Source organism: Phytohabitans maris (assembly GCF_031085175.1).
Lineage (GTDB): Bacteria > Actinomycetota > Actinomycetes > Mycobacteriales > Micromonosporaceae > Phytohabitans > Phytohabitans maris.
Genome location: NZ_JAVHUY010000003.1, coordinates 24761 through 36785, shown reverse-complemented (window position 1 = coordinate 36785; position 12025 = coordinate 24761). Strand labels below are relative to the sequence as shown.

General features: G+C 75.9%; 10 protein-coding genes. 8 read left to right on the top strand and 2 right to left on the bottom strand.

Features of this window, described 5'->3' with window-relative positions; genetic code table 11:
- The first annotated feature begins 63 nt into the window (after positions 1-63).
- Genes RB614_RS03540 through RB614_RS03505 form a run of 8 tightly spaced genes read left to right on the top strand, consistent with a single transcriptional unit; the run spans position 64 to position 8349 of the window.
- Entirely contained in the window at positions 64-2133 is a 2070-nt protein-coding gene (locus tag RB614_RS03540) for a YncE family protein (protein ID WP_308710864.1), read from the top strand.
- Between the two features lies 1 nt (position 2134).
- Positions 2135-3280: a COG1470 family protein gene (locus tag RB614_RS03535; RefSeq protein ID WP_308710863.1), complete on the top strand. Its 1146-nt coding sequence runs from the start codon at positions 2135-2137 to the stop codon at positions 3278-3280.
- Positions 3273-4259 carry an iron-siderophore ABC transporter substrate-binding protein gene (locus RB614_RS03530; RefSeq protein ID WP_308710862.1) on the top strand — a complete coding sequence of 329 codons (987 nt, stop codon included), beginning with the start codon at positions 3273-3275 and terminating at the stop codon, positions 4257-4259. The genes RB614_RS03535 and RB614_RS03530 overlap by 8 nt, the downstream gene beginning before the upstream one ends.
- Complete coding sequence (locus RB614_RS03525; protein ID WP_308710861.1) at positions 4256-5365, top strand: hypothetical protein; 1110 nt, start codon at positions 4256-4258, stop codon at positions 5363-5365. The genes RB614_RS03530 and RB614_RS03525 overlap by 4 nt, the downstream gene beginning before the upstream one ends.
- 3 nt (positions 5366-5368) lie before the next feature.
- Positions 5369-6091 carry a hypothetical protein gene (locus RB614_RS03520; RefSeq protein ID WP_308710860.1) on the top strand — a complete coding sequence of 241 codons (723 nt, stop codon included), beginning with the start codon at positions 5369-5371 and terminating at the stop codon, positions 6089-6091.
- A 50-nt stretch (positions 6092-6141) separates the two neighbouring features.
- The gene (locus RB614_RS03515) at positions 6142-7110 is read left to right on the top strand and encodes a FecCD family ABC transporter permease (protein ID WP_308711147.1); all 969 of its coding nucleotides are present in this window, start codon (positions 6142-6144) and stop codon (positions 7108-7110) included.
- Entirely contained in the window at positions 7107-8135 is a 1029-nt protein-coding gene (locus RB614_RS03510; protein ID WP_308710859.1) for a FecCD family ABC transporter permease, read from the top strand. Before RB614_RS03515 ends, RB614_RS03510 begins: the two co-directional genes overlap by 4 nt.
- A gap of 7 nt (positions 8136-8142) precedes the next feature.
- Positions 8143-8349: a hypothetical protein gene (locus tag RB614_RS03505; RefSeq protein WP_308710858.1), complete on the top strand. Its 207-nt coding sequence runs from the start codon at positions 8143-8145 to the stop codon at positions 8347-8349.
- 394 nt (positions 8350-8743) lie between these two features.
- On the opposite strand, the gene RB614_RS03500 is transcribed toward RB614_RS03505, so the two are convergent.
- Entirely contained in the window at positions 8744-9424 is a 681-nt protein-coding gene (locus RB614_RS03500) for a FadR/GntR family transcriptional regulator (protein WP_308710857.1), read from the bottom strand.
- 34 nt (positions 9425-9458) lie between these two features.
- Positions 9459-11984, bottom strand: coding sequence for an alpha/beta fold hydrolase (locus RB614_RS03495; RefSeq protein WP_308710856.1), 2526 nt, complete (start codon positions 11982-11984; stop codon positions 9459-9461).
- Between the last annotated feature and the right edge of the window lie 41 nt (positions 11985-12025).

Genomic DNA, 12025 nt, shown 5'->3' with positions numbered 1-12025 from the left:
GACAATGGTTAGCCTGACCTAAGTTTATGAAGATCGGCACCCGAGGAAGTCGAGGACTTTGCCGTGCTGCTCCAACTGAGCCCGTCGCGGGCCGTACGCCGCGTCGCCGCGACCGCCGCCGCCGTGCTGGTGGTGACCGCGGTCGCGGTGCGGACCGGCGACCCCGCGTACGCCGACGACTACACGAGCCCCGTCGATCCCACCGTCACCTACTCCGTCCCGTCGCAGGTCGAGGTCGGCGAGCCCATCGTGGTCTCCGGCAACGGATGGAAGACCGCCAGCGGCGGCGCGGGGTCGATCATCGCGGTCAAGCTCGACGACGGCGCGGTCTCCACCACCCGCGACGTCACCCACCCGGTCACCGGCGAGGTGCAGGCCAACAAGACGATCTACGCGATCGCCCAGGCCGACGGGAACGGCGCGTGGACCGCCGAGGTCCCGTTCCCCACCTCCGCCAACTCCGACGCCACCTGGGCCGCCGGCCAGACGCACAGCATCCGGTTCCTCACCGGCAGCCTGCTCACCGGCGACGCACCCCGCTCGCTCGGCGCCGAGTTCACGCTGGTCGAGCCGGGCGACCCGGGTGATCCAGGTGACCCCGGCGATCCCGGCGATCCGGGCGACCCTGGTGATCCGGGCGACCCCGGCGAGTGGGCCTTCGACGTGCGGCACAAGGACCTCGGCGAGGGCCAGTACCAGATCGCCTACTCGGCCCGCAACGACGTGTTCTGGGTGACCCAGGCCGGCCCGCCGCCGGTGACCACCTCGCGGCTGCTCCGGGTCGACCCCGACACCCTCCAGATCCTGAACTCCTACTGGGTGCCGTGGGACGAGCCGACCTCCACAGTGGAGGCGGTCTTCGGCCTCGACGTGGACGACGAGCACAACACCGTCTGGACCACCTCGACCCGGCTCAACCGGGTCGCCGTCTACGACCAGGCCACCGGCGAGCACCTGAAGAGCTTCGACAACGTCGACCACGGCCGCGAGGTCGAGGTCGACCAGGAGCGCGGCACCGTCTACGTCTCGGCCGTCAACGGCAAGTACATCGCCACGTTCGACGCGGACACGATGGAACGCGGCCCGGACATCCCGGTCGACGGCCAGCCGATGGGGCTGGACCTCGACGCGGCGGCCGGAAAGCTCTACACCAGCACGCTCGACACCGACAAGCTCGCCGTGGTCGACGTCGCCAGCCGCCAGGTCACGTACCACGCCCTGCCCGGCGCCGACCGCTCCTCCAACGTGGCCGTCTTCCCCCAGCGCAACCGGGTCTACGCCGCCAACCAGGACTCCGGCGACGTGACCGTGCTGGACGCCGGCACCGGCGCGCACGTGGCGTCGATACCGACCGGCAACGGCGCGCTCGCGCTCGACGTCGATCCGGAGACCGGGCTGCTCTACGTGGCCAACTTCTTCGCCAACACCGTCAGCGTCGTCGACACCGCGACCAACGCCGTCGTGCACACCGTCGAGGAGACCGCCCGCAACCCCAACGACGTCGAGGTGGTCGACGGCGCCGCGTACGTGGTCGACAAGGCGACGTTCGGCGGCGGGGCGCACGACGGGATCACCAGGATCGTGCCGACCGAGGTGCCCGACCCGGGCGACCCCGGTGACCCGGGCGAGCCGGGCGGGACCGAGGGCGCGATCACCGTACGCGCCGAGGTGCCGGACGGGCTCACCGGCCGGCTGACGCTCACCGTCGACCCCGGTGCGGCGGTGACGCTCGCGCGGCAGGAGGCCCTGGACCGGATCGCGTTCACCGGCCCGATCCCGCCGGTGACGGTGGTCGACGCCCGCTCCATCGAGGCGGCCGCCGGCGGCGGCTGGGCGGTCTCCGCGCAGAGCGGCCCGTTCACGTCGAGCGCCGGGCAGGTCGGCGCCGACCACCTCGGCTGGGCGCCGTCGGTACTGACCCCGCGGGACGGCGTCACGGCCGGCCCGGCGGTCGCCGGTGCGCTCGCCGGCGGACCCGGTCTCGGTACCGCGGCCACGATGGCGACCGCCAACAACGCCGGCCGGGTCGGCAGCACGCGGGTCGGCGCGGACCTCACGCTCGCCGTGCCGCTGGACACCGACCCCGGCGCCTACACCGCCACGCTGACCGTGTCGCTCTTCCCGACCGACTGACATGACACGCGGTCGACCCCCCCGCCGGGGCACGCGCCTGCCCGCGCGTGCCCCCGGCCCTGTTTGCAGGATCCTTGCCGGGCTGCGCCGGGCCCAGGCGACGACCGGCGGCGTCGGGCGTAAGGGCCTGGCGGCCCTCGCCGGCGCGGCGCTGCTCGTGGCCGGGCCGGCTCCGGCGTACGCGGCGCCGGGTGGCGACGTCACCTGGGCGGTCCAGCCGTCCACAGCGGACGGTCCGGACCGGCGGGTGTCGTTCCGGTACGAGCTGGCTCCGGGCGCGGCGGTCGGCGACCACGTCACGGTCACCAACCTCAGCGACGGCCCGGCCACGTTCCGGCTGTACGCCAGCGACGGCGTCACCACCGCGGCCGGCGTCTTCGACCTGCTGCCCGGCGGCGAGAAGCCGCGCGACGGCGGGTCCTGGATCCGGCTCGCCCAGTCCGAGGTCACCCTCGCGGCGAAGGCGCGGCACACCGTCCCGTTCACCATCACCGTCCCGGACAACGCCACACCCGGCGACCACCCCACCGGCATCGTCGCCGCGGTCGGCGGCAGCGCCGCGGACGGCCAGGTCGCCGTGGAACGGCGGGTCGGCGCCCGGGTCCACCTGCGGGTCGCCGGCGACCTGAAGCCGGTGCTGGTGCCGACCGACCCGGACGTCGACTTCGCCGGCGGCTGGGGCAGCGACGGCACGGGCACCGCGCACGTCGCGTTCGACGTGGAGAACACCGGCAACGTCCGGCTCCAGGGCGGGGCGATGGTCGAGCTGAGCGCGCCGTTCGGGGTCTGGTCCCGGCGCTTCGACGTCGGGGCGGTACCCGAACTGCTGCCCGGCGCCCGCTTCCGGGTCGAGCTGACCGTGGAGGACGTACCGGCGCTCGTGGTCCTCACCGCCAAGGCCCGGGTCGCTCCCCGCGCGGTCGGCGAGGACGTGGTGCCGGTGGGCCTGACCGGCACGGACGCCCGCGGCCGGTCCTGGGCGATGCCGTGGTTCTGGACGCTGGTGCTGCTGGCCGCCGTCGCCGCGGTCACGCTCGCCGTGCAGACCCGCGGACGCTGGCGCCGCCGCCTCGCGGTCGCCGTCGAGCAGGCCCGCGAACAGGGCCGGCGCGACGCCCGGGACACCGTGGACGCGGTCGATGGCTAGGCTTCCCGCGCTCCTCGCGGTCCTGCTCGCCGGCCTGGCCGCCGCGGCCTGCACGGCGACCCCGGACCCGACCGCCGCCGGCGGCACGCGGGTCGTCACCGACATCGAGGGCACCCGGGTCACCGTGCCGGAGCGGCCGGAACGGGTGGTGACGCTCAGCGAGCCGACCCTCGACGGGACGCTCGCGCTCGGCGTCACGCCGGTCGGCACCACGACCGGGCGCGGCCAGTCCGGCGTGCCGAACTACCTGGCCGGCCGGGCCGGCGGCATCCCGCTGCTCGGCAGCGTCGCCCAGCCCAACTTCGAGGCGATCGGCAAGGCCCGGCCCGACCTCATCCTGGTCGACGGCACCTCCGTCAACAACAACCCGCCGGTGATCGCGCTGCTGCGCAAGATAGCCCCGACCGTGTACGCCGGGTACGCCGGCGGCGACTGGCGGGCCACCTTCGGGTACGTGGCCGAGGCGCTGAACCGGGCCGACCGGGGACGCGAGATCCTCGCCGGGTACGACACGCGGGTCTCCACAGTGCACGGACGGCTCGGCCCGCGGCTGGCGGAGACGTACTCGGTGGTGCGCTGGCAGGGCTCCTCCGCCTCGCTGATCCTCAAGGAGCTCCCGGCCGGCCTCGCCCTCACCGACCTGGGCCTGCGCCGCCCACCCGGCCAGGACCGGACCGGGCGCGGGCACAGCGAGCCGGTGTCGCTGGAGAACCTCGCCGAGATCGACGCCGACTGGATGTTCTTCGGCACGCTCGGCGGCTCCTCGGTCGGCAACCCGGAAGCCGGCGGCGGCGCCGGTGTCGACGCGGCCCGCGCGGCGCTGACGGAGGCGCGGGCGGTGCCCGGCTTCACCGCGCTCAAGGCGTACCGGGCCGGCCGGATCGTGCCCGTGGACGGTTCACTGTGGACCTCCACGGGCGGGCCGCTGCTCATGAACCTGATCGTCGACGACGTGGAGAGGGCGCTGACCGGCTCATGACAACCACCACACCAGGTTCGCGCCGGCTCCGGCTCGCGTTCGCCGCGTTCGCCGCGTTGGCGGGCGCTGTCGCGCTGGCCCCGCCGGCCGCCGCGCAGCCGGCGGCGACTCCCACCGCGACGCCGGCCCCGACCCCGTCCACTGTGGAGCCCGCGAGCACTCCGGCGCCGACCGCTTCTCCGGCGCCGACCGCTTCTCCGGCGTCGACCGCTTCGCCTGCGCCGACCGCGGAGGCGGCGTCGACCGCGGAGGCGGCGCGGGCGGCCGCGGCCGAGTGTCCGGCGGTGACCACCGAACTGGCCGCCTCCGCCCGGGTCGGCGGCACCATCCGGCTCAGCGGCGCCGGCTGGTGCCACCCGAGCGGCGGCGGCTCGGCCATCGCCGTGAAGATCAACGATGGGGCGTACAGCCACCTGCCGGGGCAGGGGCCGAACGCCAACCTCACCGTCTGGCAGGTCGTCCAGGCCGGCGCCGACGGCACGTTCGCGGCCGACGTCCAGCTGCCGACCGGGTCCAACTCGGCACCGGCGTTCACTCCGGGCTCGTACACGCTGCGGCTGCTCACCGGATCGCTCAAGGCCGGCGACACGATCCGCTCGGTGGAGACGACGCCCTTCACGGTCACCGCCGCGGGTGGCGGCGATCCGGGCGGAGAGGAGCCCGGCCGCCCCACGGACGTGCCCGACCCGTACGACGCCGACGAGGACCTGACCGAGGCCGCGCGCGGCGGCATCTCGGTGACCCGGGACGGCGCCACGCTGCGGGTCACGGTGCCGTCGGCGGCGGCGGGGGACTGGGTCTTCCTGTACGCCTACGCCGGCTCCTCGCCCCGCCCGCTCGGCTGGTCCACACTCGACGGTGGGCGGACCGCCACCGCGTCGCTGTCCGGTGTGGACGTCACCGAGGGCACGCACAAGCTGGCGGTGCTCGACCGCGCCGGCGAGCTGCTCGGCTGGGACGACTTCACCATCGCGGCCGGCGAGCAGCTGCCCCGCACCGGCCCGGAGACGTACCGCGCGGTCCTGATCGGCGGCCTGTTCCTGCTGGCCGGCTGCGTGGTGGTGGCGTCCACCCGGCGACGCCTGTTTCGCGCGGGGGAGGGCTGACGGGTGCGGACCACCATCGCGGCGGCCGTAGGACTCGCCTTCGCGCTCGCCGTACCCGCTGCCGCGGCCGCGATCCCGCCCGGCGGCGCCAGCGCGGACACGCCCGGTACGAGCGCCTCGGTCTCGCCGCGCACGCTCGCGGCCGGCGACCGGATCTCGTTCACGGTCGGGGGCTTCCCGCGCGGCGAGACGGTCAACATCAAGATCGACGACGGCGAGTTCTGCGCCGAGGCGGCGGTGCACGGCGCCTGCGTCGTACACGCGCAGAAGATCCGCTCCGACGGCACCGCCTCGGGCAGCTTCCTGGTCCCGGAGGACCTGGCGCCGGGCGGGCACTGGCTGCGCTTCCTCGCCACCGAACAGATCCTCGACGCCGGCGGCAACCAGCAGGGCGTCAAGGGGTACACCCGGCGGGGTGGCGCCGACTTCACGGTGGTCCGCGCCGGCGGGAACGCCGCGCGCACGACGGCGGCCGCGCCCCGCCCCTCGACCGCGCCGACCAGCGCGCTGCCGGCGACCCCACCGTCCACTGTGGCCCCCGCGCCCGCCGGGTCGGCGTCCCCCACCGGCGCACCGGCGAGCGGCGTCGTGGTCACCCGCAGCGCCGGTACCGGCGAGGGCGGCGACGTCGCGCTCTGGGCGATCCTCGGCGCGGCACTCGTCACGGCGGCCGGTGGCACGGTCGGCCACCTGATCCGGCGCCGGCGGCCACCCGGCCCGGGATGACCGCCGCCCCACCCCGTGCGCGGAGCCGGCGGCGCCGCCGGGCACTGGTGATGCTGGCCGCGTTCGGGCTGCTGGCGGTCGCCGTGGCGGCGAGCCTGTCGGTCGGGTCGCGGCCGGTGCCGCTGGACGAGGTGTGGCGGGCGCTCGCCGACCCGGACGGCTCGGTCGCCACCTCGATCGTGCGCGGCCAGCGGCTCCCGCGTACCCTCCTGGCGCTCGAGGTCGGCGCCGCGCTCGGCGTCGCCGGCGCGGTGATGCAGGCGCTGACCCGCAACCCGCTCGCCGACCCGGGCATCCTCGGCGTGAACGCCGGCGCCAGCCTCGCCGTGGTGGCCGCGGTCGCGCTGAGCGGGTTCGTCGGGATCTGGTTCTACCTCTGGTTCGCGTTCGCCGGGGCGGCGATCGCCGCGGTCGCGGTCTACCTGCTCGGCACCGTCGCGGGCGCCTTCGCCACGCCCGCCCGGCTGGCGCTCGGCGGGGTCGCGGTCAGCGCCGCGGCCGGCTCGCTGGTGCAGACCGTGATCCTGACCGACCAGCGGGCGTTCAACGAGTTCCGGTTCTGGGCGGCCGGTTCGCTGGAGGGGCGGCGCTGGGGGATCCTGCTCGCCGTCACCCCGTTCGTGGTGGTGGGCCTGCTGCTCGCGGCCGCGGTCGCGCCGGCCCTCAACGCGCTCGCCCTCGGCGCCGACGCGGGTGCGGCGCTCGGCGCGCGGCCCCGGCTCACCGCGGGTGGGGCGATGGCCGCGGTGACGCTGCTCTGCGGCGCCGCTACCGCCGCGGCCGGCCCGATCGGCTTCGTCGGGCTCGGCGTACCGCTGCTGGCCCGCGCCCTCGTCGGACCGGACCAGCGGTGGGTCGGCCCGGTCACCCTGCTGTACGCCCCGGTGCTCGTGCTCCTCGCGGACGTGGCCGGCCGCCGGTTCGTACCCGGCGCCGAGGTGCAGGTCGGCATCGTCACCGCCGTGGTCGGCGGCCCGGTCTTCGTCGCGATCGTCCGCCGCCGCCGGGTGGCGACATGAGTGTCGCGCGGCTGGGCCGGCTCTCGGTGCGGGTGCGGCGGCGCTCGGTGGCGGTCGTCGCCGTCCTGCTCGCGGTCACCGCCGCGGTCGGCGTGGCGGCGGTCCTCTCCGGCGAGTACACCTCGACGCCGGCCCAGGCCCTCGACGCCCTGCTCGGCCGCGGCGACGTGCTGGCGCAGGTCTTCGTCCGCGAGGTACGGCTGCCCCGGGCGCTCGCCGCGGTCGTGGTCGGCGCGGCCCTGGGCGCGTCCGGGGCGATCTTCCAGGCCATCTCCGGCAACCCGCTGGGGAGCCCGGACATCATCGGGTTCACGGTCGGCGCGGCGACCGGCGCGGTGACCACGATCGTCCTCTTCGGAGGGACGCCGGCACAGGTCGCGGTGGGCGCGCTGGCCGGCGGGTCCGCCACGGCCGCGCTGGTGTACCTGCTCGCCCGCCGGGACGGGGGCGTGGCCGGCCCGCGGCTCGTGCTGGTCGGGGTCGGCGTGGGCGCGGTGCTCTCGGCGGTCAACTCGCTGCTGCTCGTCCGCTCGTCGCTGGCCGCCGCGCAGACCGCCGCCGTGTGGCTGGCCGGCTCGCTCAACGCGATGTCCTGGGCCACCGTCACCGTGGCCGGGAGCGCCGGCGTACTGCTGTGCGTCCTGGCCACGCTGCTGTCCCGGCCGCTCGGGCTGCTCGTGATGGGCGACGAGCTCGCCGGCGGCCTCGGCATCCGGCCGCAGGGCGTACGCGCCGCGAGCATCGGGGTCGGCGTCGCCCTGGTCTCGCTGGCCACGGCCATCGCGGGACCGATCGCGTTCGTCGCGCTGGCCGCGCCCCAGCTGGCCCGGCGGCTGACCCGATCCCCGGGCCCGGCGGTTACCGCGTCGATGGCCATGGGCGCGGCCCTCGTGCTCTGCTGCGACCAGGTGGCCCAGCGCCTGTTCGCGCCGGTGCAGCTCCCGGTCGGCGTGGTCACCGGCTCGCTCGGCGGCGCCTACATGATCTGGCTGCTCACCCGCGAGGTGCGGCAGCGCCGCCGGTGACAGAACTGTGCTCGGCCTCTTCGGCGGTCACCGGGGCAGCGGCGAGCCCCTTCCCCTCGGAAGCTGGCCCAACTGGTGGGCCGGCCTCATCCAGCTCGTCTGCGGCCTGCTCGTCGGCGCCGGCCCGTGGTCACTCGACGAACGGCTGCGCCCGCGCCGCTCCGGCACCGCCCGTCCGCTCGCCGCACCGGCCGCCCAGCGACCGGACGCCTGACGGCCCGCGCCGGTCCCGGTCCACAACAGAGATTCGAGCTACCGCGGCGCCCGCGGTGTCCGGACCGTCGCGCGGGTGCATTCCCGCGGCTTCACCCTCCGCGCTCCACAACCCGCGGCGCCTTCCGCCGAGGGGCAGCCGGCGCGGCGGACGGACCGCACGACGATCCGGTTCGAGATCAGCCCAAGGCCCGACGCCGATCAAGGGGCGCACGGACCTCGACCCCGAGTTCACGGCTCAACAGCGGACCGTCCCAGCAGATCGTGGTACGGATCCGCCCGCCCGGGGGCAACTGCGTACCACGATCTCGACGGCCGCCCTAGGGTGAGGGCGCGGGCACGCACCTCGAGAAGGCGCGCTCAAGACCGTTACCGGCCCAGGCGGTCCGGGTGCGTCAGGCGGCGGGGGTGGGCTCGGGGACGCTGGCGAGGGCGAAGTCGCGGTCGGCGTGGGCGGCGGCCGCCGCGCGCGCGGCGTCGGGGTCGCCGGCGACGATCGCGTCGAAGATGCTGCGGTGGTCGTACGCGCGCTCGTCGCGGGTGCCGGGTCGCAGGTGGCCGCTGCCCATCGCGTACCGCATGGCGACGATCGCGCACTGGTAGAACTCGGCGAGCACCGGGTTGCCCGCCGCGGCGAACATGTCGGCGTGGAACGAGCCGGGCGAAGGCAGCCCGGACGCCGGGTCGGTCACCGGCGCGCTGCCCGCCTCCAGGGAACGGCGCATCCGCTCCAGGTCTTCGTCGGTGCGGTTGCCGGCGGCGAGGCCGGCCGCCTCCACCTCCAGCGCGCGGCGCAGGCCGAGCACCGCGGAGACGGGCTGGCGCAGCAGGTATTCGCTCAGCACCGCGTTGACCGGGCTGCGCGCGCGGACGAACGTGCCGATGCCCGCGACGCTCTCCAGCATGCCCGTGTTGGCGAGCGCGCGAGTGGCCTCGCGGATGGTGCTGCGCCCGACCTCGAGCGTCTCCGCCAGCTTGGCCTCGGTGGGGATGCGGGAGTTGAGCGACCACTTCCCGTCCCGGATCTGCTGCTGCATCCACTCCGCCACGACCTGGGACCGCGAGCTCCTCGTCATCGCCAGCGAACCCGTGGTGCCGCACCGTGCTGGTTCATGTCGTCCACGTTACGCGAAGGGCGGACAGCTCGGCGCTGAGCCGGTCCACGATCGGTTGCAGGAACGGCGGCCGCAGGATCGAAGAGTGGCCACCGGCGATCGGGATGACCTCGTGCGGCCCGGTCAGCACCCGGTCCCACCAGGCCGGCTGGTCCGGGTTGTCCTCGGCGGTGAACAGCAGCGTACGGCCGTTCCAGGTGGTCAGCCGGTGCCGGTTGACCATCCGCAGGCTCTGCTCCCAGAAGACCGCCTCGCGGACCTCGGCCGGGTAGCGGCGGATGCCGGCCGCGGCCAGCCGGGCGTGCATGAGCAGCCGCCGGCGCAGCGGGGGCGGTGCGGGCGCCGGCGGTGCGGGGGTACCGCTCTCCCGCCGTGCCGGGCCGGCCACGTCCTCGGGCAGGATGGTGTCGAGCAGGACGACCAGCGGCACGTCCGCGCCGGCGGCGGTGAGCGCGGCCGCCGTCTCCAGCGCCAGCATGCCGCCGAACGAGTGTCCGACCAGGACGTACGGCCCGCGCGGCGCGACCTTGCGGAGCGTTCCCAGGTGCCGGCGGACCACCCCGGCGAGGCTCCAGTCGAGCCGGCCGCGGGCCTCGAAGCCGCTGGCCTGGAAGCCGACCACCGGCACGTCCACGCGCAGGGCCGTGGCCAGGGGCAGCAGGGAGAGCGCGGCCGCCCCGCCGCCGGCGTACGCGAAGAGCGCCGGTGCCGGCCCGGCGGAGGCGCGGAGGGTGACCGCGGTCGGCGGCAGGTCCCCGCGGCGGGTGCCACCGTCCACCAGGCGGGCCAGCTCGGCGATGGTCGGTGCGGCGGTGAGGCCGGCGGAGGTGACGGCGGTACCGGTCGCGCGGCGGGTGGCGACCATCATCCGTTCGACCGCGAGCGAGTCGGCGCCGAGCTCCCAGAAGTCGGCGTTCGCCGGCACGTCGGCGAGGCCGAGCACGCCGCGCCAGATCTCGGCGAGCAGCTTCTCGGTCGGGGTGGCCGGCGGTACCGGCCGGCGGTCCGGCACCGGCGGCAGCGCGGGTCTGTCCACTTTGCCGCGTTCGTTGCGGGGCAGCTCGGTCAGGAGCACGATCCGCGCCGGCACCATCCAGGACGGGAGCCGCTCGCGCAGCGCCCGCCGGACGGAGGCCGGCGTGACGGCCCGTTCCCGGGTCACCGGCACGACGTGGGCTACGAGGGTGGACCGTACCGCGCCGGTCTCGTCGGTCGCCGGCACGGCGGTGACCACGGCCTCCCGCACGTCGGGGGAGTCCAGCAGCGCCGCCTCCACCTCGGCCGGTTCGACCAGGTAGCCGCCGACCTTGACCGCGGCGTCGGCGCGGCCGGCCAGGTGGAGCAGCCCGTCGCCGTCCCACCGGCCGAGGTCGCCGCCGCGGTACGTGGTCGTGCCGTCGGCGTTGCGCCGGAAGCGTTTCGCGGTCGCCTCGGGGTCGGCGTGGTAGCCCGACGAGATGTGGCGCGAGGTGACCGCCACCTCGCCGGTGACGCCGGGCGGGACCGGGCGGCCGTCCTCGTCGACCACCTCGACGTCCCGCAGCGGCGCGGGCCGCCCCACCGGCAGGATCCCGGGCGGTACCGGTGCGGCGGCGGGCAGCGCCAGGTAGGCCAGGGTGCCGATCTCGGAGGCGCCGGACCAGCCGACGTACGTCGAGTCCGGCCCCATCCGCTCCCGCAGCCGCTCCACGAGGGACGCGTGGATCGCCTCGCCGCAGGTGGTGAAGTGGCGCAGGCCGGCGAGCAGGTCTGCGGCGCCGGGCGCGTCCAGGATGGAGCGGAGCAGGGCCGGTGTGGCGTACACCGCGCTGACCCGCTGCTCGCGCAGCCAGCCCGCCATGCCGGCGAGGCCGAGCACCCGCGGGTCGTACACGTGCGCGCTGGCCCCGGTGAGCAGCGCCGTGAACAGCACGTCGAGCCCGCCGCCGAAGCTGAGCGGCAGCACCAGCGCGTGCCGGTCCGCGGTGTCCAGCTCCATCGCCACCCGGTACGCGTACGCCTGGCCGAGCCAGCTGCGGTGGCTGTGCACGACGCCCTTGGGCCGGCCGGTCGAGCCGGAGGTGAAGAGCAGCACCGCCGGGTCGTCCAGGCCGCCGTCCGGCAGCGGCTCACCCGTCGCGGGCAGCGCGGCGAGCGCCGCCACGTCGAGGCGGTGGGCGCCGCTGGCGGCGAGGATCCGCGCGGAGCGCGGGCTGGGCAGCATCGGGTCGAGCAGGACCGCGGCGCGCCCGGAGAGGACGACCGCGACGACGGCGGCCGCGCAGTCGGCGGTGGGTTCGACGTCGATCGCGACCGGCGCCCCGGCCGGTACCGCGTGCAGGGCGCCCGCCCAGCGTTCGGCCGTGCCGAGCAGCTCGCCGTACGTGTACCCGGCACCGGGGGAGGCGAGCGCGGGCGCGCCGGGCGTGACCCGGGCGAGGTACCGCAGGCGGTGGCCGATCGAGGTCCACTCGCCCGGCACCTCCAGCGCCCGCACGCCGGATCCGGTCGCCGGGTCCGTCAGCCGCAGATCCACGCCCACAACCGCCTCCTTGATCAACCAGCTATGATGAAAGGCATTTT